The sequence below is a fragment of the Pseudomonas sp. RW10S2 genome, assembly GCF_014268985.1.
Classification (GTDB): Bacteria; Pseudomonadota; Gammaproteobacteria; order Pseudomonadales; family Pseudomonadaceae; genus Aquipseudomonas; species Aquipseudomonas wayambapalatensis.
The window spans coordinates 19,343-44,506 of record NZ_JABWRO010000020.1; the positions used below are offsets into that span (position 1 = coordinate 19,343).

Annotated in this window: 22 protein-coding genes; 14 read left to right on the forward strand and 8 right to left on the reverse strand. The window is 64.5% G+C overall.

Going from position 1 to position 25,164, the window contains the following annotated elements; all coding sequences use genetic code 11:
* The first annotated feature begins 74 nt into the window (after positions 1 to 74).
* The 3 genes from HU729_RS06895 to HU729_RS06905 all read left to right on the forward strand — a co-directional run bounded on the left by HU729_RS06895 (position 75) and on the right by HU729_RS06905 (position 4,220).
* Positions 75 to 599 carry a sigma-70 family RNA polymerase sigma factor gene (locus HU729_RS06895; RefSeq protein ID WP_186667259.1) on the forward strand — a complete coding sequence of 175 codons (525 nt, stop codon included), beginning with the start codon at positions 75 to 77 and terminating at the stop codon, positions 597 to 599.
* Positions 599 to 1,552: a FecR domain-containing protein gene (locus HU729_RS06900; protein WP_186667260.1), complete on the forward strand. Its 954-nt coding sequence runs from the start codon at positions 599 to 601 to the stop codon at positions 1,550 to 1,552. Before HU729_RS06895 ends, HU729_RS06900 begins: the two co-directional genes overlap by 1 nt.
* 115 nt (positions 1,553 to 1,667) lie before the next feature.
* Positions 1,668 to 4,220, forward strand: coding sequence for a TonB-dependent receptor (locus HU729_RS06905; protein WP_186709290.1), 2,553 nt, complete (start codon positions 1,668 to 1,670; stop codon positions 4,218 to 4,220).
* 107 nt (positions 4,221 to 4,327) lie between these two features.
* On the opposite strand, the gene HU729_RS06910 is transcribed toward HU729_RS06905, so the two are convergent.
* Both HU729_RS06910 and HU729_RS06915 read right to left on the reverse strand, forming a co-directional pair.
* A complete protein-coding gene (locus HU729_RS06910; protein WP_186709292.1) occupies positions 4,328 to 5,536 on the reverse strand; it encodes an SAM-dependent methyltransferase in 1,209 nt (402 codons plus the stop codon).
* A 103-nt stretch (positions 5,537 to 5,639) separates the two neighbouring features.
* The gene (locus HU729_RS06915) at positions 5,640 to 6,257 is read right to left on the reverse strand and encodes a hypothetical protein (protein WP_186667263.1); all 618 of its coding nucleotides are present in this window, start codon (positions 6,255 to 6,257) and stop codon (positions 5,640 to 5,642) included.
* A gap of 202 nt (positions 6,258 to 6,459) precedes the next feature.
* Between HU729_RS06915 and bglX the strand changes: the two genes are divergently transcribed.
* From bglX to HU729_RS06945, 6 genes are all read left to right on the forward strand, one after another.
* Positions 6,460 to 8,751, forward strand: a complete 2,292-nt coding sequence (gene bglX / locus HU729_RS06920; RefSeq protein ID WP_186667264.1) for a beta-glucosidase BglX — start codon at positions 6,460 to 6,462, stop codon at positions 8,749 to 8,751.
* Positions 8,752 to 8,867: 116 nt separating this feature from the next.
* Positions 8,868 to 10,625, forward strand: a complete 1,758-nt coding sequence (locus tag HU729_RS06925) for an ATP-binding protein (protein ID WP_186709294.1) — start codon at positions 8,868 to 8,870, stop codon at positions 10,623 to 10,625.
* Positions 10,619 to 11,956, forward strand: a complete 1,338-nt coding sequence (locus HU729_RS06930) for a sigma-54 dependent transcriptional regulator (RefSeq protein WP_186667266.1) — start codon at positions 10,619 to 10,621, stop codon at positions 11,954 to 11,956. The genes HU729_RS06925 and HU729_RS06930 overlap by 7 nt, the downstream gene beginning before the upstream one ends.
* Before the next feature lie 279 nt (positions 11,957 to 12,235).
* Positions 12,236 to 13,555, forward strand: a complete 1,320-nt coding sequence (locus HU729_RS06935; RefSeq protein WP_186709296.1) for an MFS transporter — start codon at positions 12,236 to 12,238, stop codon at positions 13,553 to 13,555.
* A gap of 493 nt (positions 13,556 to 14,048) precedes the next feature.
* Positions 14,049 to 14,375, forward strand: a complete 327-nt coding sequence (locus HU729_RS06940; RefSeq protein WP_186709298.1) for a hypothetical protein — start codon at positions 14,049 to 14,051, stop codon at positions 14,373 to 14,375.
* 118 nt (positions 14,376 to 14,493) lie between these two features.
* Positions 14,494 to 15,099 (forward strand): flavin reductase family protein, encoded by a 606-nt coding sequence (locus tag HU729_RS06945; RefSeq protein WP_186667269.1) that lies wholly within the window; start codon positions 14,494 to 14,496, stop codon positions 15,097 to 15,099.
* On the opposite strand, the gene HU729_RS06950 is transcribed toward HU729_RS06945, so the two are convergent.
* Together HU729_RS06950 and HU729_RS06955 are read right to left on the reverse strand one after the other, a co-directional pair.
* Positions 15,100 to 15,333, reverse strand: a complete 234-nt coding sequence (locus tag HU729_RS06950; RefSeq protein ID WP_065862393.1) for a hypothetical protein — start codon at positions 15,331 to 15,333, stop codon at positions 15,100 to 15,102. It lies immediately after the preceding gene.
* 109 nt (positions 15,334 to 15,442) lie between these two features.
* Positions 15,443 to 15,736 (reverse strand): antibiotic biosynthesis monooxygenase family protein, encoded by a 294-nt coding sequence (locus tag HU729_RS06955; protein WP_186667270.1) that lies wholly within the window; start codon positions 15,734 to 15,736, stop codon positions 15,443 to 15,445.
* A gap of 202 nt (positions 15,737 to 15,938) precedes the next feature.
* Between HU729_RS06955 and HU729_RS06960 the strand changes: the two genes are divergently transcribed.
* Positions 15,939 to 16,862 carry an AraC family transcriptional regulator gene (locus tag HU729_RS06960; protein ID WP_186709300.1) on the forward strand — a complete coding sequence of 308 codons (924 nt, stop codon included), beginning with the start codon at positions 15,939 to 15,941 and terminating at the stop codon, positions 16,860 to 16,862.
* A gap of 15 nt (positions 16,863 to 16,877) precedes the next feature.
* Here HU729_RS06960 and HU729_RS06965 read toward each other — a convergent pair whose 3' ends face one another.
* Entirely contained in the window at positions 16,878 to 18,512 is a 1,635-nt protein-coding gene (locus tag HU729_RS06965) for a 5-guanidino-2-oxopentanoate decarboxylase (protein ID WP_186709314.1), read from the reverse strand.
* Positions 18,513 to 18,624: 112 nt separating this feature from the next.
* Between HU729_RS06965 and HU729_RS06970 the strand changes: the two genes are divergently transcribed.
* Positions 18,625 to 19,500 carry a LysR substrate-binding domain-containing protein gene (locus HU729_RS06970; protein WP_186709302.1) on the forward strand — a complete coding sequence of 292 codons (876 nt, stop codon included), beginning with the start codon at positions 18,625 to 18,627 and terminating at the stop codon, positions 19,498 to 19,500.
* 64 nt (positions 19,501 to 19,564) lie between these two features.
* On the opposite strand, the gene HU729_RS06975 is transcribed toward HU729_RS06970, so the two are convergent.
* The gene (locus HU729_RS06975; protein WP_186709304.1) at positions 19,565 to 20,179 is read right to left on the reverse strand and encodes an NAD(P)-dependent oxidoreductase; all 615 of its coding nucleotides are present in this window, start codon (positions 20,177 to 20,179) and stop codon (positions 19,565 to 19,567) included.
* Positions 20,180 to 20,208: 29 nt separating this feature from the next.
* Positions 20,209 to 21,084 (reverse strand): MBL fold metallo-hydrolase, encoded by an 876-nt coding sequence (locus HU729_RS06980; RefSeq protein ID WP_186709306.1) that lies wholly within the window; start codon positions 21,082 to 21,084, stop codon positions 20,209 to 20,211.
* A gap of 104 nt (positions 21,085 to 21,188) precedes the next feature.
* On the opposite strand from HU729_RS06980, the gene HU729_RS06985 reads away from it, so the two are divergent.
* Together HU729_RS06985 and HU729_RS06990 are read left to right on the forward strand one after the other, a co-directional pair.
* A complete protein-coding gene (locus tag HU729_RS06985; RefSeq protein WP_186667275.1) occupies positions 21,189 to 22,097 on the forward strand; it encodes a LysR family transcriptional regulator in 909 nt (302 codons plus the stop codon).
* 111 nt (positions 22,098 to 22,208) lie between these two features.
* Positions 22,209 to 22,382, forward strand: coding sequence for a hypothetical protein (locus HU729_RS06990; protein WP_186667276.1), 174 nt, complete (start codon positions 22,209 to 22,211; stop codon positions 22,380 to 22,382).
* A gap of 18 nt (positions 22,383 to 22,400) precedes the next feature.
* On the opposite strand, the gene HU729_RS06995 is transcribed toward HU729_RS06990, so the two are convergent.
* Complete coding sequence (locus tag HU729_RS06995; protein ID WP_054894495.1) at positions 22,401 to 23,270, reverse strand: oxaloacetate decarboxylase; 870 nt, start codon at positions 23,268 to 23,270, stop codon at positions 22,401 to 22,403.
* A 377-nt stretch (positions 23,271 to 23,647) separates the two neighbouring features.
* Between HU729_RS06995 and HU729_RS07000 the strand changes: the two genes are divergently transcribed.
* Positions 23,648 to 25,099, forward strand: coding sequence for an MDR family MFS transporter (locus HU729_RS07000; RefSeq protein ID WP_186709308.1), 1,452 nt, complete (start codon positions 23,648 to 23,650; stop codon positions 25,097 to 25,099).
* Positions 25,100 to 25,164: the final 65 nt, after the last annotated feature.

Consider the following 25,164-nt stretch of genomic DNA (forward strand, 5'->3'; position numbering starts at 1 on the left):
ACAATCTGGCAAATGTAAATAATTCTCGATAAGATCCACACCCTTTCCTTCCCAGGCCAGCCCGGAAAGCGTGCATGCAGCGCCTCAAGCCCGACCCAGCCACCCAGGACACCTGCCGCGGTTTCTATGCCGAGATCCTGCATTTCCTGCGCAAGCGCATGGACAATGCCAGCGATGCCGCCGACATGACCCAGGATGTATTTACCCAGTGGCTGGGCTACCGCGACCGCGCCAAGGTCGAGCAACCCCGCGCCTTCCTGTTCCAGATGGCGCGCAATCTGCTCAGTGACCACTGGCGGCGGCAGAAGGTGCGCCACGCCGCGCTCGAAACAGAGGCCAGCGACGAGGCTGCAGCCGACAACGACCCGCTCGACCACGCCCAACAGGCGCAACGCCTCGAACAATTGCGCGAAGTGCTCGCCGAACTCTCGCCGCGGCGGCGAGAAGCCCTTATGCTGCACCGCTTCGAAGGCCTGACCCAGGCGCAGATCGCCGAACGCATGGACATTTCCGTAAGCATGGTCGAGAAGCACATCGCCGCCGCCCTGCTGCAATGCAAGCAACGGCTGGACAGTGACAATGGCAGGGAGCAGCCGTAATGAACCATATCGACGACATCGACCAGCGCCCGATCGACGCTCAGGCGGCCAGTTGGTTCACGCGCAACCGCAATACGCCGTCGCGTGAGGAACGCAAGGCCTTCGCCCTGTGGATCCAGCACCCGGAGCATGCGCGCGCCTATCGCCAGTTCGAACAGCTGTGGGACGACCTGGCGGCGCTCAAGCAGGCCAGCCAGCCCATCGCCCTGCCGGTTCGTCGGGCGCCGCGCTGGCGTCCGGCCCTGGCGGTGGCTGCGGCGCTGCTGTGCGCGGTGCTGGCCAGCAACCTGGGCAGCACCGCCGCACCGATGCACCAGAGCCTGGCGGCCAGCAACAGCATGCGCACCTTGCGCCTGCCTGATGGCAGCCAGTTGTTCGTCAACGCCCAGACCCGCCTGCGCCTGGATTTCACCGCCGAACAACGCTTGATCCGCCTCGAACACGGCCAGCTGTACATCGAAGTGGCACCCGACAAGGAGCGCCCGCTGTTCGTCGATGCCGGCAGTGCCCGCGTGCGCGTGGTCGGCACCGGCTTCGACCTGCGCCGTGGCGACCGCGAGCTGGCACTGAGCGTGGCCCACGGCCAGGTTGCCTTCGAGACTTCGGGCGAACATCAGCCTGCGCTGTTGCTCGGCGCCGGACAGCGCGTCACCTACGATCCGGCGCGCGGCACACTGGTGCGCCAGGAGCTCGGAGAACAGCCGGTGGCCGACTGGCGCGATGGCCACGTGAGCTTTCGCAACCGTGAACTGGCGAGCCTGATCGACGAACTGAGCCTGTACCGCCAGCAACCGGTTTTGCTCGCCGACCCGAGCCTGGGCCGCTACAAGGTTTCAGGCAACCTCGATGTGCACGATCCTGATGCTCTGCTCACCGCCCTGCCCGCGTTGCTCCCGGTAAAAACCACCTTGCTCGGCGATGGTCGCCTGCGCATCGAGCATCGCTCGAAATAAATTTGAGAATTTTTATCATTCGCAGGTGAGGGTTTTTCCCAACGCCGCGTCTTCCTCCCCGCCTGCCGCGTGAACGGCGGGCTTTTTTCCGGCCATTTGCCGTTTGGGGGAATCCATGTTGCCTGCGTTGCGTCCGTTGAAAGCCTTGCCCACTCGTCCCACCCTGCTCGCCCTGTGCCTGGCCATCAGCCTGGGCGCCGAAGCCGCGCCGCAGCAGTTCGACCTGCCCGCCCAACCGCTGGCGCGCTCGCTGAGCCAACTGGCGCAACAGGCCAAGGTCCAGCTGCTGTTCGACGAAGCCCTCCTGCACGACGCCCAGGCCCCGGCCCTGCAGGGCGCCTTCGAGGCGCAGGATGCGATCGCCCGCCTGCTTGCCGGCAGCCGCTTCAGCATGGTGCGCATGGGCAACACCTATGTGGTGCGGCTCAACGAGGAGCAGCCACAGGCCGACAACAGCATCCAGCTCGGCGCCATGAGCATCGTCGGCGACGGCCAGCAGATCGGACCGCAGAACGTCGGACGCTCGACCCTCAACCAGGAACAGATCGACCGCTACCAGCCCAGCAACATTCCCAGCGTGCTCGCCACCCTGCCAGGCGTGAACATGGGCGGCTCAGCCAAGCCGGGCGGGCAGACCATCAACATCTGGGGCCTGGGCGACGCCGAAGACGTGCCGATGACCGTCGACGGCGCCACCAAGAGCGGCTTCGAACGCTACCAGCAAGGCACGGTGTTCATCGAGCCGGAACTGATCAAGCACATCGAGGTGGAAAAAGGCCCGCACTCGGTCAAGACCGGCAATGGCGGTTTCGGCGGCAGCGTCAACATGACCACCAAGGACGCCGGCGACCTGCTCCAGGAAGGCCGCAACAGCGGCGCCATGATCAAGTACGGCTACGCCAGCAACGACCACCAGCAGGTGTACAGCTCGGCGCTGTTCGGCCGCACCGAGGATGGCCGCTTCGACGGCCTGGCCTACCTGACCAAGCGCGATGGCGGCGACATGAAGCTGGCCAGCAACATCCCCGACCCGGAAGGCCGCTACCCGATCAACCCGACGCGCCTGCCTAACAGCGCCCTGGACCTGGACGGCGGGCTGTTCAAGGGCAATGTGCACTTCAACGAAGAACACAGCCTGGGCTTCTCCTGGTCGCGCTCGCAAAGCGAACGCTGGGCACCGTTCTCGTCCACCGCCTACCCCACGCCACCTACCGCGGCCGACATCAAGAAGTACGGCTACGAGGCTGCGCTCAAGCGCTTCCTGGCCAACCGCACCACCACCGACACCACCTGGTCGACCACCTACACCTATCAGCCGATCGACAACCGTTGGGTCGACCTGGAGGTGAAGTACTCCGACTCCGACACCAAGCAGACCGACGAACGCCTGGCCACGGCGTTCTTCCAGCCGGCTACCGGCGGGCGCAAGATGGACACCGAGTACCGCGATCGCATGCTCGCCATGACCAACACCAGCCTGTTCGAGTCCGGCGCGCTGGAGCACGCACTGACTGCCGGTGTGCAAGTGCGCCGCCACGACCGCGACACGCAGATGTGGATGCCCGGCGGCATCTACGACACGCCGCGCTACAACTACGGCCACTACCAGCCTTACTTCATGCCCAGCGGCAAGGTGCAGAGCCAGGGTTACTACCTGCAGGACGCCATCACCCTGGGTGACGTGACCATCACCCCGTCGCTGCGCTACGACCAGGTGACCAACGAGGGCAAGCCCAACGATGCCCCGCTGTACAACAACCCGGCCGCTGGCCACGACTACAGCGACAAGACCTACAGCGGCTGGTCGCCGCGTCTGTCGGTGTTCTGGAAGGTCACCCCCAACACCGCCCTGTTCGCCGACTACAGCAAGACCTGGCGGGCGCCTGTGCTGGACGAGCAGTACGAAGTCCAGGGCAGCGGCAGCCGCACCGCCACCAGCCGCAACCTGGACCCGGAACGCATCACCGCCCTGCGCGTGGGCAGCGTGTTCGACTTCGACAACCTCGTGCTGGCCAACGACAGCGCCCAGGTGCGCACCACACTGTTTCGCAATCACATCGAAGACGAGATCTTCAAGGCGACCGGCATCGGTTGCCCGCAACAGCTGGTCACCGGCGGCACCATCGCCAACACCTGTGGCGGCGGGCTGATGTCCAACTACCGCAACATTGGTGATGTGGTGATCAAGGGCTTCGAGGTCGAGAGCTTCTACGATTCGACCTACCTGTTCGGCTCGGCGTCGTTCTCCTGGATCACCGGCCGTCACCAGGGCGCCTACACCAACCCCTGGGGCCCGGACGTGTGGGCCAAGGATATTCCTGCGCCGAAATGGATCACCACACTAGGCGTGAAGATCCCCGCCTGGGATGCGCGGATCGGCTGGACCGCGCAGTTCGTGCGCCAGACCGATCGCCTGCCCAGCGACAAGTACTACAACGGCCCGGCTAGCGTGCTGGGTGACCGCTACTACGATCAGTTTGCCAACAGCCGTTACCAGATCCACGGCCTGTTCGCCAACTGGAAGCCGCAGCAGGCCTATCTGAAAGGCACTGAGGTCAACTTCACCGTGGACAACCTGTTCAACAAGGCCATCCGGCCTGAACTGTCGGGGGAGAATGCCTTGGTGCAGGGGCGCAACGCCAAGATCAGCGTGACGCGGTTCTTCTGATTGTTGCCAGTCGCGGTGGAGGCGAGCTTGTCGGGGCGCCGAACCACCGCGAACATTGGCGGTGTGCTTTTCGCGGGCAAGCCCGCCCCCACAGAGCCTGCCAGTACTCAGCCGGTAATGAGCCCATCCGCCCGCAACAGGCTCTCCAGGCAATGCTCCTGCACTCCATAGAAAGCCTTGAGCTGGGCGATCTTCTCCAGCAGCGCGCTGTTATCCGCCGCCTGCCTGCGCTTGACCGCCAGGATCATCTTGTTCTTGTTGGTGTGCTCCAACGAAATGAACTCGAACACCTTGGTCTCGTAGCCACAGGCTTCCAGGTACAACGCGCGCAGGCTGTCGGTGAGCATCTCGGCCTGCTGACCCAGGTGCAGGCCGTATTGCAGCATCGGCTGCAACAGCCCTGGGCTGTGCAGTTGCGGGCGGATCTGCTTGTGGCAGCACGGTGAGCACATGATGATCGATGCGCCGCAGCGGATACCGGTATGGATGGCGTAGTCGGTGGCGATGTCGCAGGCGTGCAGCGCGATCATCACCTCGATGGCATCGGGCACCACGCTGCGCACATCGCCGCACTGGAACTCCAGGCCAGGATGCTCCAGCCGCGCCGCGGCAGCGTTGCACAGTTCGACCATGTCGGGGCGCAATTCCACGCCGGTCACTTGCGCCTCGCGCCCGAGGGAATTGCGCAGGTAGTCGTGCATGGCGAAGGTCAGGTAGCCCTTGCCCGAACCGAAGTCGGCGACGCGCAGCAACTGGTCCGCCGCCAGCGGCGCGCTGCCCAGGGCATGCTCGAAGACCTCGATGAACTTGTTGATCTGCTTCCACTTGCGCGACATCGAAGGAATCAGCGCACCTTGGGCGTCGGTCACGCCCAGATCGCGCAGAAATGGCCGCGACAGTTCCAGGTAGCGTTTCTTCTCGCGATCATGCCCGCTCGCCGCAGCCTCACGCGGCACCTGGGTGCTGTGACGCTGCAACAGCGGCTTGCCCTTCTTGCTGAACCCCAGTTGCACCTCGCCTTCGGCGGTGAACAGGTGGGCATTGCGAAAGCTCTCCGGCAGCAGTTCGGCGACCAGGGTCTGGGCCTGATCTCGCGGCAGGTTGCGGGTGATGTCGCGGGTCTGGTGACGGTAGACCAGCGACAGGCAGGGCTGGCCCTTGATCTGTACAGGCTTGGCAATGATCCGCTGCAGGCTCTGGTCGGCACCGACATGGCGCGCCAGCACCAGCTTGGTCAGGGTTTCGCTCTGCAGGGCATCGCCCAGCAAGGTCAGGAACTGGGCGCGGGCGTCCGCAGCGGGGGTGGAGGAAGACATGGGAAGGGGGTGCCTCGAGATGCGCAATGGCGGGCATTCTACAGGTTTGCAGGCTTGAGTGGCTGTGCGGGCCCCATCGTCGGCCTGCACCGCCACACACTGTTCAATCCAGGATCAGCAACTGGTTGGGCAACTGGTTGCGCCGCCGCGTCGGCGGCAGGTGCTGGCTGAGCAACTCGCCACACGCATCGATGCATTCGACGAACCCCTGCAAGGTGCGTCCCGCGCAGACGTGAGCGGTAAACCGCGCCACCAGTTCTGCACGGACCCGCTCGTCCAGGTGCCGGGCGATGCCCTCGTCGGCCAGGATGGTCACATAACGCTCCGCCTCGCTGACGAAGATCAACACCCCGGTGGCGCCCTCGGTGCGTTGCAGGTTCTGCTCACGAAATTGCCGCCGGGCCAGATTGGCGGCACGGCGGTGGCGCAGCATCCGAGGGACCAGCCAGCCGGCCAGGCGCGGGTTGCGCAGCAACAGGCTGAAGGCGATGAAGGTCAGCACCTGGGCCACCAGCAGCCCACGCAGCCCAGGCCACCCCAGCAGCACCTGCACCAACCCGGGCAGCGCCAGCGCCAGCAGCACAGCCCACAACAACGGCAGGTAGGCATAGTCATCGGCGTGGCGCGCCAGCACCGTCACCAGCTCCGCGTCGGTGCGCTGTTCGGCACGGGCAATGGCTTCGGCAACCTGGCGTTGTTCGTATTCATTGAGAAGGGTCATGCCTTCGGTCTCTCGATCGTTCTTATAGTTGTTAGCCCGGCACGCGGTCGGCGAGAGTGTATCTCATCGAGCCCCACTTATAAGGCATAATCCGCGGCGACCGCGGGAGGATGGGGGAGCGACCTGTTACACCGCCAGCGGGCCAGACAACAACAGCCGTCCGAAAAATCGGCCGCGAGCGAACCACTCGACAACGGAATTGATGATGAAACTGTCCTTGCTGGGCCTGGCCATGGGCCTTGCCAGTCAGGCGGCCGTGGCCGCCACCTCCGCACCGCCCCTGGAAGACAAGCGGGCCTTCATCGACCATCTGATCAGCCAGATGACCGTCGACGAGAAAATCGGTCAGTTGCGCCTGATCAGTATCAGCCCGGAAATGCCGCGCGAAAAGATCCGCGAGGAGATCGCCGCCGGTCGCATCGGCGGGACCTTCAACTCGCGCACCGCGCCGGAGAACCGGCCGATGCAGGACGCCGCCATGCGCAGCCGTCTGAAGATTCCGATGTTCTTTGCGTACGACACCATCCACGGTGAACGTACGATCTTCCCGATAAGCCTGGGCCTGGCAGCGACCTGGGACATGGACGCCATCGCCAAGGTCGGCCGCACCTCGGCCATCGAAGCCTCGGCCGATGCCCTGGACATGACCTTCGCGCCGATGGTCGACATCGCCCGCGACCCACGCTGGGGCCGCACCAGCGAGGGCTTCGGCGAGGACACCTACCTCACCTCGAAGATCGGTCAGGTGATGGTCCGCTCGTTCCAGGGCAAGAGCCCGGCCGAGCCCGACAGCATCATGGCCATCGTCAAGCACTTTGCCCTGTACGGCGCAGTGGAAGGCGGGCGCGACTACAACACGGTCGATATGAGCCTGCCGAAAATGTACAACGACTACCTGCCGCCCTACCGCGCCAGCCTCGACGCCGGTGCGGGCGGAGTGATGGTGGCGCTGAACTCGATCAACGGCGTGCCGGCCACCTCCAACACCTGGCTGATGAACGACCTGCTGCGCAAGGAGTGGGGCTTCAAGGGTGTGACCATCAGCGACCACGGCGCCATCCAGGAGCTGATCCGCCACGGCGTGGCCCGCGACGGCCGCGAAGCGGCGAAGCTGGCGATCAAGGCCGGCATCGACATGAGCATGAACGACACCCTCTACGGCCAGGAGCTGCCGGGCCTGCTCAAGTCCGGTGAAGTGACCCAGGCCGAGCTCGACCAGGCGGTACGCGAAGTGCTGGGTGCCAAGTACGACATGGGCCTGTTCAAGAACCCCTACGTGCGCATCGGCAAGCCCGAGACCGACCTCAAGGACTACTACGGCGACGACCGTCTGCACCGTGAGGCCGCCCGCGACGTGGCCCGCCGCAGCCTGGTGCTGCTGGAGAACAAGAAGCAGGCCCTGCCGCTGAAGAAGGCCGGCACCATCGCCCTGGTCGGCCCGTTGGCCGATGCCCCGATCGACATGATGGGAAGCTGGGCCGCCGACGGCCGCCCCGAACACTCGGTAACGGTTCGCGAAGGCCTGCGTCGCGCCACCGAAGGCAAGGCCAAGGTCATCTATGCCAAGGGTTCGAACGTCACCGGCGACAAGGCGATCTTCGACTACCTGAACTTCCTCAACTTCGCGGCGCCGGAAATCATCGACGATCCGCGTCCGGCCGCCGTGCTGATCGATGAAGCGGTCAAGGCCGCCCAGCAATCGGACGTGGTGGTGGCGGTTGTAGGTGAATCGCGCGGCATGTCCCACGAGTCGTCCAGCCGCACCACCCTGGAGATTCCGGCAGTACAGCGCGAGTTGATCAAGGCGCTGAAGGCCACCGGCAAACCCCTGGTGCTGGTGCTGATGAACGGCCGGCCACTCTCGATTGCCTGGGAGCGCGAGCAGGCCGATGCCATCCTCGAAACCTGGTTCAGCGGCACCGAAGGCGGCAACGCCATCGCCGATGTACTGTTCGGCGACTACAACCCGTCCGGCAAGCTGGCCATCACCTTCCCGCGTTCGGTCGGGCAGATCCCGATGTACTACAACCACCTGAGCATCGGCCGCCCGTTCACCCCGGGCAAGCCGGGCAACTACACCTCGCAGTACTTCGAGGAGCCCAATGGCCCGCTGTATCCGTTCGGTTACGGCCTGAGCTACAGCAGCTTCGAGCTCTCGGACCTTGCGCTGTCGAAGACCGCGCTCAAGCGGGGTGACAACCTGCAGGCCGAAGTGACGGTGAAGAACACCGGCAAGGTCGATGGCGAAACCGTCGTGCAGCTGTACATCCAGGATGTCAGCGCTTCGATGAGCCGTCCGGTGAAAGAGCTGAAGAACTTCCAGAAGGTGCTGCTCAAGGCGGGCGAGTCCCGCACCTTGACCTTCCGCATCAGCGAGGATGACCTGAAGTTCTACAATGGCCAGCTGCAGCATGTGGCCGAGCCTGGGCAGTTCAACGTTCAGGTCGGGCTGGACTCGCAGGCCGTGCAGCAGCAGAGCTTCGAGTTGCTGTAGACCGCTACGGCCACTGCGCGGGCAAGCCCGCTCCCCCAGGGCCACATGTGCTCTTGTGGGAGCGGGTTTACCCGCGAAGGGGCCGGCACCTTAAACAGAACGCCCGGACTCGCACCATGCCCTCACCCTTCCGCGCCCTGCGCCTGGCCCTGATCATTCTGCTGATCCTGGTCGGCACTGCCCTCAGCGCCAGTTGGGCGATGCACCACGCTAAGCGCCAGGCGATGCAGACCGACGCACGCCGGGCCAGCGAGCAATTGACCCTCTACGCCAACGGCCTGCATACGCTGATCGAACGCTACCGCGCCCTGCCCGCCGTCCTGGCGCTGGACCCGGAGCTGATCGACGCCCTGCGCGGCCCGGTCGGCGAATCGCTGCAGGATGCACTGAACCGCAAGCTCGAACGCATCAACGGCGCCGCCAACTCCTCCACCCTCGAACTGCTCGACCGCACCGGCCTGGCCGTGGCAGCCAGCAACTGGCGCCTGCCGACCACATACGTCGGCTCCAACTATGGCTTTCGCCCCTATTTCAAGCAGACCCGCAGCCAGGGCTCGGGCAGCTTCTATGCCGTCGGCGTGACCAGCGGCGTGCCGGGCTATTTCCTGTCCAGCGCAGTGAACGACGAGCACGGGCGCTTCCTCGGTGCCATGGTGGTCAAGCTCGAATTCCCCGAGCTTGAACGCGAATGGCGCCAGGGCAGCGACATCCTGCTGGTCAGCGATGCGCGCGGGATCATCTTCATCGCCAACCAGAACGGCTGGCGCTACCGCGAGCTGCAGCCCCTGACCGCCGCAGACCGCGCCGAGCTGGCCGAAACCCGCCAGTACGACAAGCAGCCGCTGGTCCCTCTGCAGCACCAGTTGCTGACCCGCTTCGACGAACGCAGCACCTTCAGCCGCGTGCAGGGGCCGGACGGTAGCGCCGACTATCTGTGGGAGAGCCTGCCGCTGAGCACCGAGGGCTGGACCCTGCACCTGCTGCGCAAGCCGCAGGTCAGCGAGGATGCCCGCAACGCGGCGTTGTCTGGCGCAGCCGTATGGCTGAGCCTGGTGTTCGCCGTGCTGTTCGTCAGCCAGCGCCTGCGCATCGCCCGCCTGCGCCAGCGCAGCCGCGAAGAGCTGACACGCCTGGTCGAGGAGCGCACCCGCGAGCTGCGCACCGCCCAGGAAGGCCTGGTGCAGTCGGCCAAGTTGGCGGCGCTGGGGCAGATGTCGGCGGCGCTGGCCCATGAGATCAACCAGCCGCTGACCACCCAGCGCATGCAACTGGAAACCCTGCGCCTGCTGCTCGACCACGGCCGCCACGAACAGGCGCGCCAGGCGCTGGAGCCGCTGGAGCAGATGCTCACGCGCATGGCCGCCCTCACCGGCCACCTCAAGACCTTCGCACGCAATAGCCCAGGTGGGCTGCGCGAGCGTCTTGACCTGGCCACCGTGGTCGACCAGGCCCTGCACCTGCTCGACACCCGCATTCGCGGCGAGCAGGTCGAGGTGGCGCTGTACCTGGCACGTCCTGCGTGGGTGCGCGGCGATGCGATCCGCCTCGAACAGGTGCTGATCAACCTGCTGCACAATGCCCTCGACGCCATGGCCGACAAGCGCTACAAACGTCTGGAGATCCGCATCGAAGCCGAGGGCGAACGCTGGCACCTGAGCGTGCTCGACTCCGGTGGCGGCATCAAGGACGCCGACCTGGCCCGCGTCTTCGATCCCTTCTTCACCACCAAGCCGGTGGGTGAAGGCCTGGGCCTGGGCCTGGCAATTTCCTATGGCATCGTCCATGAAGCCGGCGGCCAGTTGCAGGTCGACAACCTGCCTGGCGGTGCCCGCTTCAGCCTTACCCTGCCCCGCGACCTGGAGCCTGCATGTTGAACTCAGTGATCGTCGTCGACGACGAAGCCAGCATCCGCACCGCGGTGGAGCAGTGGCTGAGCCTGTCCGGCTTCAGCGTGCAGTTGTTCGCCCGCGCAGAAGACTGCCTCGCACAACTGCCGCAACACTTCCCCGGCGTGGTCATCAGCGATGTGCGCATGCCGGGCATGGATGGCCTGCAACTGCTCGAACGCCTGCAGGCACAGGATCCCGACCTGCCGGTGATCCTGCTCACCGGCCACGGCGATGTGCCGATGGCAGTGGAGGCCATGCGCAACGGCGCCTACGACTTCCTGGAAAAACCCTTCACCCCGCAGCACTTGTTGGGCAGTCTGCGCCGCGCCCTGGACAAGCGCCAACTGGTGCTGGAAAACCGCGCGCTGCACCAGCAGGCCGACCTCAAGGAGCGGCTGCAGGCGACCCTGCTGGGGATGTCCCAGGGCCTGCAGCAGTTGCGCCGACAGGTATTGGAGCTGGCGGGATTGCCAGTCAATGTGCTGATTCGCGGTGAGACCGGCAGCGGCAAGGAGCGCGTGGCGCGCTGCCTGCACGACTTCGGCCCGCGCGCCGACAAACCCTTCGTCGCCCTCAATTGCGCGGCTATCCCCGAAGCCCTGTTCGAGGCCGAGCTGTTCGGCCATGAGAGCGGCGCCTTCACAGGTGCCCAGGGCAAGCGCATCGGCAAGCTGGAATATGCCAACGGCGGTACAGTGTTTCTCGACGAGATCGAGAGCATGCCGCTGGCCCAGCAGGCCAAGTTGCTGCGGGTGATTCAGGAGCACAAGCTCGAACGCCTGGGTGCCAACCAGAGCATCAGTGTCGACTTGCGCATCATCGCCGCGACCAAACCCGATCTGCTCGACGAGGCCCGCGCCGGGCGGTTTCGCGAAGACCTGGCGTACCGTCTGAACGTCGCCGAACTGCGTCTGGCGCCGCTGCGCGAGCGGCGCGAGGACATTCCGCTGCTGTTCGAACATTTCGCCCGTACCGCCGCCGAGCGCCTGGGGCGCAGCAGCACCCCGCCGCTTTCAGGTGCGCAGCTGGCGCAACTGCTAGCCCATGACTGGCCGGGCAATGTGCGCGAGCTGGCCAATGCCGCCGAGCGCCATGCGCTGGGGCTGGATTCATCGAGCATCGAGGTGGCGCCGGGCGGTCAGTCGCTGAGCGAGCAGATGGAGGCGTTCGAGCTGCAGTGCCTGCGTGCGGCGCTGCGCCAGCACAAGGGCGAGATCAAAGGGGTCATGGAAACGCTGCAACTGCCGCGGCGGACACTGAACGAGAAAATGCAGCGCCATGGCCTGATGCGCGAGGACTTTATCGAGCGCGAATGAGCGGAATCTTGCCGATCAAAAGCTGCCAATAGGCGGGTTACCGCTCATATGGCCTGCACTCGGCCGGGATGAGCAGCGCGGCTGTTCGCGGGCAAGCCCGCTCCTACGGATACAGTGCAGGCCTTGATCCATCGCGCTTCTGTGGCGCTGGCGTGCCCGTGAATGGGGCAGCCGACACCTCATTCGGATCGTTGCGCCCTCATTTGGCACACCTTCTGCAAAACCCTTCTCAAGCCGCGGTCCCGCGCGCCTCACAAAAACAACGAGAAGGTATCCCTGATGGATAACGCCACCACCCTGCCCGCCGGGGCTGCCACTGCGCCCGCCGCGGAAAAAACCACCGCCAGTCGTCTCAAGTCGATCTTCAGCGGTTCGATCGGCAACATGGTCGAATGGTACGACTGGTACGTCTACGCCGCATTCTCGCTGTACTTCGCCAAAGCCTTCTTCCCCGCTGGCGACACCACCGCACAACTGCTCAACACCGCCGCGATCTTCGCCGTGGGCTTCCTGATGCGCCCGATCGGCGGCTGGCTGATGGGGCTGTACGCCGACCGCAAGGGCCGCAAGGCTGCGCTGATGGCTTCGGTACTGCTGATGTGTGCAGGCTCGCTGGTCATCGCCCTGACCCCTGGCTATGAAACCATCGGTGTCGCCGCGCCAGTGTTGCTGGTGATCGCACGCCTGATGCAGGGCCTGTCGGTTGGCGGTGAATATGGCACCTCGGCCACCTACCTCAGCGAGATGGCCAGCAAGGAACGCCGTGGCTTCTTCTCCAGCTTCCAGTACGTCACCCTGATCTCCGGCCAGCTCATCGCCCTGGCGGTGCTGATCATCCTGCAGAATGTGCTGACCAGCGAAGAACTGTATGCCTGGGGCTGGCGTGTTCCCTTCGTGATCGGCGCGCTGTGCGCGGTGGTTGCGCTGTACCTGCGCCGCGGCATGGAAGAGACCGCCTCCTTCACCAAGAAAGAGAAGTCCAAGGAAAGCCTGATGCGCACCCTGATGCGCCATCCCAAGGAGCTGATGACCGTGGTCGGCCTGACCATGGGCGGCACCCTGGCCTTCTACACCTACACCACCTACATGCAGAAGTACCTGGTCAACACCGTGGGCATGAGCATCAGTGACTCGACCACCATCTCGGCGGCCACCCTGTTCCTGTTCATGTGCCTGCAACCGGTGATCGGCGGGCTGTCCGACAAGATCGGCCGGCGCCCGATCCTGATCGCCTTCGGCGTGCTGGGCACCCTGTTCACCGTACCGATCCTCAGCACCCTGCACACCATCCAGACCTGGTGGGGTGCGTTCTTCCTGATCATGGCAGCGCTGATCATCGTCAGCGGCTATACCTCGATCAATGCCGTGGTGAAGGCCGAGCTGTTCCCCACCGAAATCCGCGCCCTGGGCGTCGGCCTGCCCTACGCCCTGACCGTGTCGATCTTCGGTGGCACTGCCGAGTACGTGGCTCTGTGGTTCAAGAGCATCGGCATGGAAACCGGTTTCTACTGGTACGTCACCGGCTGCATCGCCTGCTCGCTGCTGGTCTACGCGACCATGAAGGACACCAAGCAGCACTCGCGCATCACCACTGATTGATTCTGCGTTCGCGGCACAGCAAAAAGGGGCGCTCCGGATAACGGGGCGCCCCTTTTTTTTGTAAGCGCCTGAACGGTCGTTCAATCGATGAAAGCCTTCCGGCTATCGGTACGAGCGACGACCGGTGCCGACAGCACTGCCATCACGACAGCAATGCAACCTCAAGTCAGCTAGAGGTCAAGCACTCGATCGGGGAATAAATCCGCAGTTGGGGCGTTTACCACCACATCCTCCAGGTAGGGACGACGAGAGGTCAATCCTTTAACCCACCATTAATTGGCCAGATGCATCCTGGCAACACTGAAAGAAACCTTTGCCACCCGTGCGAACCCGCAGGGCTGAAGCCTGATGAGCTCAAGGTTTCATCACCACAAAAAACATCGATAAATTCGATTCATGGATGCAATTTTTTGCGCTTTTTAATCAAATTAATCGGCGTAGCATGAGATCCATAGCAAGAACAAACCCCCTTGAATCTACTGGAGCAACAATCATGAAAAACCAACTGATCCTGACCCTGGCCCTTTCCGTCTTCGCCGCAGGCGCCTTCGCAGAAGACGGCTTTGACCGCACTAACGCCCACACCTTCACCGCTGTACAAAGCCAATCGGCCAGCTACGCCGAAGACGGTTTCGACCGCACTGGCGGCCAACGCTTCGCTGAAGACGGTTTCGACCGCACTGGCAGCCAACGCTTTGCCGAAGACGGTTTCGACCGCACTGGCGGCCAACGCTTCGCCGAAGACGGCTTTGACCGCACCGGTGGCCAACGCTTCGCCGAAGACGGCTTCGACCGCACCAACGCCCACCGCATCAGCTGATCACTGATGCGTGTCACCCAGCCCGGCTTTGGCCGGGCTTGATCATTCCCAGCCAGCCCAAGGCTTGGCACACTAGGCGCCTCGTCCGTCCCAGAGGAAGGGCCAAGGCCCTGCGCAGATGTACTACTACGAACCCGCCCAAGGCCACGGCCTGCCCCACGACCCGTTCAACGCCATCGTCGGCCCCCGGCCCATCGGCTGGATCTCCTCGCATGATCGCGAAGGTCGCCTGAACCTGGCGCCCTATAGCTTCTTCAACGCCTTCAACTACATTCCGCCGATCATCGGTTTCTGCAGCGTCGGGCGCAAAGACAGCCTGAACAACATCGAACAGACCGGCGAGTTCGTCTGGAACCTGGCCACGCGCCCGCTGGCCGAGCAGATGAACCAGAGCTGCGCGGCAGTGGCTGCGGATATCGACGAATTCGAGCTGAGCGGGCTGACGCCGAGCCCCTCGAAAGTGGTCAGCGTGCCGCGGGTGGGCGAAAGCCCGGTGAACTTCGAGTGCAAGGTGAGCCAGATCATTCAGCTCAAGCGCGCCGATCAGGAGCTGGTGCCCAGCTGGCTGATCCTGGGTGAGGTGGTGGCCGTGCATATCGCCGACCACCTGCTCAAGGAGGGTATCTACGACACGGCTGCCGCCGAGCCGATCCTGCGTGGCGGTGGCCCGGCGGATTACTTCGAGCTGGGCAACCTGTTCAAGATGCGCCGCCCGCTGGCCTGATCACCAGGCCAGCTCGCCCTCTTCACCGACGCCCTGCAGGCGTTCGAGCTCGGCACAGGCCGCCTCGTCAGCGGCCAGTGCCGACTTGAACACCTGCCCCTCCAGAACTTTGTGAAAGCGCGGTGCCCCCCCCATGTGCAGGGCCTTGACCGCGATTGCCGCGTGGTAGCCGCCGCCTTCGACCGGGACCATCGCCGAAACGGCTTCGAAGCCCGGGAATTCTCTGCGTGCCATTGCTGTGCTCCAGCAGTTGATCGAGGGGCGGGATTCTACTGCAGCAGGCGTTACGGTAGTGGCCTTTTCGTGGGCAAGCGTGCCCGCGAAAAAGCCCCCCAACCAACCCTCAATCAAAGGTCTGCAGGTCCATGCTCGCCACCACCCGCTCCTGCACCAGATCGCCGAACACCTCGAGCGTCGGTGAGGCGAAGTAACCGCGCAGGGCCTGCTGGTCCTGCCAGCTACCACTGAGCAGCCACAGGTCGGCGTCAACCTGGGAGCGCTGGACGGTGAATGCCAGGCAGCCGGGGCTGCGCAGTGAAGGCTCGAGCAGGTCGCGCAGGCGCATGCCGAGTTCCACCGAACGACCGCTGCTGGCACGGATGAAAGCCAAGTGTGTGACCGGTTGATGCAAGGTCATGAACGATCTCCTTGAAGCAGGCGGGACGGAAAAGCCAGGCTGCCAAGATTAGGTCTTCGCCCGCACCCTGCGTTAGGCCATTTCTGTCTGCCGATTGCCTGATCCTGTCGCAATGCAGGATCAGGCAATCGGTCGGCAGCATTTGGCTAGCGCCGGATGTTGCCCAAATCTATGCTGGCCCGGTCCCTGAAGGAATTCGATCATGACCACTGCCCTTGCCGCTCTCGACCCGACCCTGGAAAACCAGCGCCTGGAACTCGCTGACCTGATCCTGAGGCACGCAGGCGACCCCCACGGACCACCGACGGCCATCGAGCAGCTATACCTGTCGCGTTACGAAGACAACATCCGTTCGAAGCCGGGCCTGGCCCTGCCGGCTCTCTGCGTCATGGCCCAGGGCAGCAAGAGCGTGTTCCTGGGCGATCAGCAGTATGCCTACGACCCGCTGCACTACATGGTGGTGTCGGTGGCCATGCCGATCAGTCGGGTGAGGCTCGACGCCAGCCCGGAAAACCCTGTGCTTGGGCTGCGGATCGACCTGGACGCGGCGGAGATCAGCCAGTTGATTGCCGAAAGCGGCCCGATGCTGGTGCCCAACGTGCAGTCCGGGCTTGGGCTGTATGTGGAAAAGACCGATGCGCACCTGCTCGATGCCTTGCTGCGCCTGGTCCGCTTGCTCGATACCCCGCGCGACATCCCGATGCTGGCCCCGCTGTTTCGCCGCGAAATCCTCTACCGCCTGCTGCGCGGGCCGCAGGGGCATCGCCTGTACGAGATTGCCCTGGCCAACAGCCAGACGCACCGGGTGAGCCAGGCGATCACCTGGCTCAACAAGCATTTTCACCTGCCGCTGCGCATCGAAGAGCTGGCCCGGGAAGTGAACCTGAGCACCTCGACCTTGCACCACAGGTTCAAGGCCGTGACGTCCATGAGCCCGTTGCAGTACCAGAAGCAACTGCGCCTGCAGGAAGCCCGGCGGCTGATGCTCAACGATGGTTTGGAGGCTGCGGTGGCGGGGTATCGGGTGGGCTATGAAAGCCCGTCGCAGTTCAGCCGGGAGTACAGTCGGCTGTACGGCGCGCCGCCGATTCGTGACATGGCGCGCCTGCGTTCAAGCGCGGGTTGACCCCGCGCGAGCACCTCAGCCAGCCACCGCTGCCTGCCACTGAGCCTGGTCCACCTGGATCAGGGTCGGCCCCTTGCGCTCCACCGCCAGCGCCAGCGCCGCCTGCAACTGCGCCACATCGCCGACATGTTCGGCCGCCGCACCCAGCCCCTGCGCAACGGTGATGAAGTCCGGGGTGTGGATGTCCACGCCCACGGGCTCGATGGCGCGATTGACCATGTACTTCTTGATCTCTTCGTAGCCTTGGTTGTTCCACAGCAGGACGATCAGCGGCACCTGTGCCTCCACTGCACTGGCCAGCTCCGGCAGGGTGAACTGCAGGCCACCGTCACCGATCAGGCATACCGACGGGGCCCGTTCAGCCATCACTTCGGCGCTGCCAAGCCAGGCGCCCATCGCCGCCGGCAAGGCATAACCGAGCGTGCCGTAGCCGGTCGAAGCGTTGAACCAGCGACGCGGACGGTCCAGGTCGAGGGTGAGGTTGCCGGTATAGACCGGCTGGGTCGAGTCGCCCACCAGCACGGCATCGGGCAAGGTTTCCAGCACCGCGGCAAGCAGGCGGGTCTGGCTCAGGGTCGGTTGGTCCCAGCCAGCGGCCAGGTCGTTGCGCAGGCGCTCGGCACGGGCAGCGCCCCAGCGCTGGTCACGCACCGCAGGCTGCTCGGCCAGCGCCGCAACCAGGGCTTCGGCAGCCAGCTTGGCATCGGCGACCAGCGCCAGCTCAGGCAGGTAGTTGCGTACGGTCTGGTCCGGATCGATGTCGATGCGCAGCAGGCCGCCAGGGATCTCGAAACCGCCCTTGAAGGTCACGTCGTAGTCGGTTTCGGCAAGCTCGGTGCCAATGGCCAGGACCACGTCGGCCTCGGCAACCAGGGCGCGGGTTGCCGGCAGCGATTGGGTCGAACCGATCTGCAACGGATGGGCAGCCGGCAGCAGGCCCTTGGCATTGATGGTCAGGGCCACCGGTGCCTGGAGCTGCTCGGCCAACTGCGCCAGGGCATCGCCTGCCGCCAGCGCCCCACCACCGGCGAGAATCAGCGGGCGCTGGGCCTTGGCCAGGCGCTCAGCCATCTGCGCCACGACCTGTGGCGCGGCGCCCGCACGGCTGGTGCGTACCGGTCGAGCCTGCAGCAGGTGGTCGGCTGGCTCGACCAGCACATCCAGCGGGATCTCGATATGCACAGGGCGTGGCCGGGCACCGTCGAACACGGCGAAGGCACGGGCCAGTACCTGGGGCAGGTCATCGGCGCTCATCAAGGTCTGGGAGAACGCGGCAACGCCGGCCATCAACGCAGACTGGTTCGGCAACTCGTGCAGTTTGCCGCGCCCACCGCCCAGTGCATTGCGCGACTGCACGCTGGAGATCACCAGCATCGGGATCGAGTCGGCATAGGCCTGGCCCATGGCCGTGGTGATGTTGGTCATGCCGGGGCCGGTGATGATGAAGCACACCCCCGGCTTGCCCCGCGTGCGCGCGTATCCATCGGCCATGAAGCCGGCGCCCTGCTCGTGGCGCGGCGTGACATGACGGATCGACGAGCGCGCAAGCCCGCGGTAGAGCTCTACGGTATGCACGCCGGGAATCCCGAACACATGATCTACGCCATAGCCTTCGAGGAGTTTGACCAGTACTTCGCCACAGGTTGCCATCATCGTTACCCTGATTCTTGTTGAAATCAGTGCCCATGGAACCAAGCCGCGGCTACCGCGACAATGCAAAAAAATACATACTAGCCATGTCTCCAGATCATGGCTTGACGCGATGAAACGACTCCCTCCCCTGCCCGCGCTGCACACCTTCCTGGTCACCGCCCAGCACTGCAACTTCACCCGTGCCGCCCAGCAGTTGCACATCACCCAGGGCGCTGTCAGCCGGCAGATCGCCGGGCTCGAGGAGCAGCTCGGCTATCCCCTGTTTCAGCGCCAGGCCCGTGGCCTGAGCCTGACCCGTGAAGGCCAGGACTGGCTGCCGCGGGTGCAGCAGGTGTTCGCCCTGATCGAACAGGGCGTACGCGAGGTCGGCGCGCGCACCGCGACCTTGCAGCTCAAGGCACCCACCTGCGTGATGCGCTGGCTGCTGCCGAGGCTGATGGAGTGGCAGGCGCTGCGCCCGGATGTGCCGGTGGAGCTGACCACCACCGTGCAGCACGGCGTGGATTTTCGTCATGAAGGTTTCGATGCTGCAGTGGTGTATGGCAGCCCGCCCGCCCAGGGCTCGCTGGTGCTCAAGCTGTTCGACGAGCAACTGACGCCGGTGTGCGCACCGTCGTTGCTGCAAGGCGGGGTGCCTCTGGAGCGAGTGGAGGACCTGGCGCGGCACATGCTGCTGCACCCCTCGCGCGACGAACATGACTGGCGCCTGTGGCTGCAGGCGGCTGGCGCTGCGTTCGAGCCGCAGGGCCGACGCCAGCATTTCGAGACACTGGACATGGCGATGGCCATGGCCTCGCAGGGAACCGGCGTGGCCATCGGCGACTGGGCGCTGATCGGCGATGACCTGCGCAGTGGGCGGTTATGCATGCCCTTCGCGCTGAAGGTGATGACGGGCAAAGGTTACTACCTGGTCTGCCCGTCGAAGAGCCTGCCACCGGGGCTCGGCGAGTTGCTGGACTGGCTGCAGGCACGCGCCGGCCTGTAGGAGCGGACTGGACTGGCCTTTGGCTTTTGAACAAGCCCGTTGCTGCTACAGCCGATGCGCGACATCAGTACCCGACAGTGAAGCGCTGGCGCGTATGGGCAGGCTTTTCAAGCTCGTCGATCAAGGCAATGGCATAGTCGGCGAAGGTGATCCAGCTCTTGCCGTCGGCCCCGATCAGCAGGTGATCCTTGCCCAGCGTATAGCGCCCGCTGCGCTCACCCTCGACGAACTCGGCCGAAGGCGAGAGGAAGGTCCAGTCCAAGGTCGGCTCCTGGCGTAAGGTGTCGAGAAAACGCACGCCGGCGCTGGCCTCGGCCTTGTAGGCCTCAGGGAAGTCCGGGCTGTCGATCACCCGCTGCCCCGACGGCAGCAGCAGGCTGCCGGCACCACCAACCACCAGCAGGCGCTTGACCCCGGCGCCCTTGACCGGCTCGATGATTGCCTGCGGTTCAAGGGTGGAGAAGTGTGCAGCGCTCAGCACAGCATCCACGCCCGTGACAGCCGCCTGCAGCGCAGCGCTGTCCCTGGCATCCAGCGCCTTGACCGTGACACCTTCACGGCCCTGCAGCGAAGACGGATCGCGGGCGATGGCGACCACGCTGTGGCCACGGCGCAGGGCCTCTTCTAGCAACTGGCTGCCAGCGCGGCCGGTGGCACCGATGATTGCGATCTTACTCATGGGAAACACTCCATCAGGGTTGTAGGGGGTTACCACTTCATTTCGCCTTTTGCGACCTTGGCACCGAGCTCCAGCGAGCTTTCATCGGCCAGGTTCGGATAACGCTTGCTCATTGCAGCAATCAGCGCCGCCGCATCGCGGGCCTTGGCCGTCTCGCTGTCAAAGGCACGGATGTAGCCTGCGGTAAAGCGCACGGCGTCCAGCGAACGGCTGCTCTGGCCCAGGTAGTGACCCGGGATCACTGTGCGCGGGGCCAGTTTTTCGATGTGGGCGAGGGTTGCCAGCCAGTCGGTGTGGGACTGGGCCGACTGGGTGTCAGCCATCCATACGTGAATGTTATCGGAAACCACAACACCACCGACCACCGCCTTGATCGAGGGAATCCAGACGAAGCTGCGGTCGGGCTGCGGGCCGTCCAGGCCAACGACTTCCAGCGTCTGCCCTTCCAGCTCCAGGCGGTTACCGGCCAACACCTGGGGCACGACCAGTTTCGTGGGCTTGTCGGCGCCCATCTGCGGGCCCCAGTAGGCCAGCTTGGCGTCCATGGTCTGGCGGATGTGCGCCACGGTGGCAGCGGAGGCAACCACCTTGGCGTCTGGAAACGCCTGGGTCAGGGTGTCGAGGCCGAAGTAGTAGTCCGGATCGCCATGGCTGATGTAGATGGTGGTCAGCCGCTTGCCGCTGGCGCGCAGGCGCTCGGCCACCTGCTCGGCCTGGGTCTTGCCGAACTGCGCATCCACCAGCACGGCCTCCCGCTCGCCACTGACGATGACCGAACTGACCGGGAACAGTGCGTCATGGCCTGGGTTGTAGACATCCAGGTGCAGCGGATCGGCCGCCATTGCCTGGCCCGTCAGGGCAACACAGGCCAGCATCAGACTGCGCAGTGGAGTGAAAATCGACATGGAGAGATTCCTGAAAGCGGGACGATGGAACAAAGCTTAGTTGCCCGATCCGTCACAAAAAATGCGATGCTTGAACATAGTTTGTTTCTGAAATCGGGCAAATCATGGATCGTCTTAACGCCATGCGCGTGTTCGTCACCGTCGTCGACCTGGGCAGCCAGTCGGCCGCGGCAGATCACCTGGAGCTTTCCAGGCCTGTGGTATCGCGCTACCTCGCCGAGCTTGAAGAGTGGGTCGGCGCACGCTTGATGCAGCGCACCACGCGCAAGCTGAGCCTGACGGCCGCGGGCCTGGACACCCTGCCACGCTGCCGACAGATGCTGGAACTGGCCTGCGACCTGCAGACAGCGGTGCGTGCGCCTGAAGACGCACCGCGCGGCGAGCTGCGCATCAGCGTGAGCACCTCGTTCGGTCAGGCGCAGTTGGTGGATGCGGTGGCGGAGTACGTGAAGCGCTATCCGGGAGTGAAGGTGGAGTTGCAGATGCTCGATCGCACGGTCAACCTGGTTGACGAGCGCATCGACCTGGCGATCCGCACCAGCAACGACCTGGACCCGAACCTGATTGCCCGGCGCCTGAGCGTCTGCCGTTCGGTGGTCTGCGCCAGCCCCGCCTACTTGCACGAGTACGGCACGCCGCAGCGAGTCGAGGACTTGACCCAGCACAACTGCCTGACCCACGCCTACTTCGGCCACAGCCTGTGGCATTTCGAGGTGGCCGGTGAACAGGTCGCGGTGCCCGTGCAGGGCAACATCAGCGCCAACGAGGCCCTGACCTTGCAGAAGGCTGCCCTGGCCGGTGCCGGAATCGCCATGCTGCCGACCTACCAGGCCGCTTGCGCAGTGCGTCGCGGCGAGCTGGTGAAGTTACTGCCCATGGCCCGACCACGGGAGCTGAACCTCAATGCGGTCTACACCTCACGCAAACACATGCCGGCAACCTTGCGCAGCATGCTGGACTTTCTTGCCCAGCGGTTCAGTGAAGAACCGCTGTGGGATCGGGAGATGGATTAGCGCGCCGCTGCTACGGAAATCACACCGATCTCGATGCTCGCTCCAGGCAATTGCTGCGCCCTGACCTATGCTTACAGGCATCACCTGTGGTCACAGCAGGAGGTAGGCAACATGGGCATCAAATCCAGACGCTGCGCGATCGTCCTGGCCCTGGTCGCCGTGGCCGGGCTCTACGGTTCGGCCTGCTGGCGCGTCGAGCTGCTGCGCAGCCAGCCCAGTACCGCGGCCAGTTGCGCACACGAACACTGCGTCCCGCACACTGCAACGCTGAGCGCTCTCAGGTAGCCCGACAACGCCTGTCGGTCACTCCTCGACGCTCATGTACTCCTTGGCCCAGCGGATGTAATCCTCAGGCTGGGTGTAGGTGTGCGAAAGCTCGGTGGCGCTGAGGTTCTCGGACTTGTTCTGCTGCCCGCGCTGCAGACGCAGGCAGTCGTAGGTGGCCTTGATCGCGGCGAAGTACGCTGCATGGCCATCGACCACGATGCGCACGCCCAGGCGCGCCAGGCGTTCGTCGTCACGCAGGTTCGGATTGCCGTAGCTGACCAGCATCAGCGGCACGTTCAGGTGCTCGGTGATCTGCTCCAGTTGCTCGAAATCCTTCACCCCCACCATGCAGATACCGTCGGCACCGGCCTTCTGGTAGCTCTGGGTGCGGACGATGATTTCCTCGGTGGTCAGTACGCCGGCGTTGGTGCGGGCAATGATCGACAGCGACGAATCGACACGTGCCTCCAGCGCTGCACGGATCTTGCCGACGCCCTCTTCCACCGAGATCAGGTCGGTGGACTTGCGACCGAACTGGGCCGGCAGCAGGGTGTCTTCGATGGTCAGTGCCGCCACGCCGGCGCGCTCCAGCTCGATCACCGTACGCATGACGTTCAGCGCATTGCCATAGCCATGGTCGGCATCGGCAATGAACGGCAACTGGGCGACGCGGCCAATGCGTGTGGCCTGCTCGACGAATTCGCTCAGGGTGATCAGGGCGAAGTCCGGGGCGGCGAGCACCTGCAGGGACGCGACCGAGCCGCCGAGGATACCGACTTCAAAGCCCAGGTCTGCGGCGATGCGCGCCGACATCGGGTCGAAGACTGAAGCTGTGTGATAGCACGAACCCGACGCGAGCAGTTCGCGGAAGGCAAAACGCAGATCTTGGTGGGAAGCCTTGGGCATGATCACTCCGCATAAACGTGAAAAATCGAACTGGCTGACTACCGCCCCTGAACCGGGACCCTCCGCCCTGTCATAGACATGACATGCAGAGAGTGGAAGAGAAGTGGGGGATTACAGCGATGCGGAAACCTGGGTCACAATGCACCAAATGGGTGCAAACCAGTGTATTTCGGCTGCTATGAACTTGCACGATATCACGCAGCCATGCGCGTTCGTGTGAAAGCGCTTATGCCGATCGCGCATAGGCGATGCAGACAGTACATAGGAAGCTACCTAACTCAGGTTACAATCCTCATCGCGTTTGCAGCCATTTCACTCGCCACGGGCCGCCGACGAACAGCACAATTTCACGACCTCCGACCACAAGGTGTGACCCCGTGACCGCCGCCCTGCCTCCCGCCGTCTTGCGCAGCGTGCTCAGCGCGCTGATGCTGGCGATTCTTCTTGGTGCCCTCGACCAGACCATCGTCGCCGTCTCCATGCCAGCGATTTCCGCCCAGTTCAACGATGTCGGCCTGCTGGCCTGGGTCATCTCCGGCTATATGGTGGCCATGACCGTGGCCGTGCCGATCTACGGCAAGCTGGGCGACCTTTATGGCCGTCGGCGCATGATCCTCACCGGCACCGCACTGTTCACCCTGGCCTCGATCTTCTGCGCCCTGGCCCAGAATATGGAACAACTGGTGCTGGCGCGGGTGCTGCAAGGTATCGGCGCGGGTGGCATGGTCTCGGTCAGCCAGGCAATCATCGGCGACTTCGTCCCGCCTCGCGAGCGTGGACGCTACCAGGGATATTTCAGCAGCATGTACGCGCTGGCCAGCGTGGCTGGCCCGGTGCTCGGCGGGTGGCTGACCGAGTACCTGTCGTGGCGCTGGGTGTTCTGGATCAACCTGCCGCTGGGGCTTTGCGCCTGGTGGGTGATCCGCCGCGCGCTGATGGGCATGCCGGTCCAACGCCGGGAAGCGCAGGTCGACTATATCGGTGCATTGCTGCTGATCCTGGGCCTGGGCAGTTTGTTGCTGGGCATCACCCTGGTCGGCCAGGGCCATGCCTGGACCGCGCCGCCGGTGCTGGCCCTGATTGCCTGCGCGGTGCTGGGCCTGGCGCTGTTCGTCGCCCACGAACGCCGCTGCCAGGAACCGCTGTTGCCACTGAAGCTGTTCGGCAACCGGGTCGCCGTGCTGTGCTGGTGCGTGATCTTCTTCGCCAGCTTCCAGTCGATCTCGCTGACCATGCTCATGCCGCTGCGCTTCCAGAGCATCACCGGTGCCGGCGCCGACAGCGCCGCGCTGCACCTGCTGCCGTTGGCGATGGGGTTGCCGCTGGGCGCCTTCAGCGCAGGCCGCCTGACCACCTTCACCGGGCGCTACAAACCACAGATCCTGGCGGGCGCGCTGCTGATGCCGCTGGCGATCCTCGGCATGGCCCTAACTCCGCCGCAATCAGCCTGGCTGGGCGGGCTGTTCATGCTGCTGACCGGCATCGCCTGCGGGCTGCAGTTCCCGACTTCGCTGGTGGGGACACAGAGCGCAGTGGACATGAAGGATATCGGCGTGGCCACCAGCACCACCAACCTGTTTCGCTCCCTGGGCGGGGCGATGGGTGTGGCCTGCATGTCCAGCCTGCTGCTGGCGCTGCTGCATGTCGGAGGGCTGGAGGTGCTGGGCAACCCGCTGCTGGGCAGCCTGAAGGGCGGCGAGACGGACCCGGCGACCCAGGCACACCTGCTGGTGACGTTCCGATACCTGCTGCTGGCCAGTGCCGGCGCAGCACTGCTGGGGCTGCTGGCAGCACTGGCGTTGCCGGACCGGCAATTACGCGGGCATTGAAAAGACCAGGGCCACAACGCGGCCCCTTTTTAACCCTACTTAATCCGGCCGGGAAAGACTTCCTC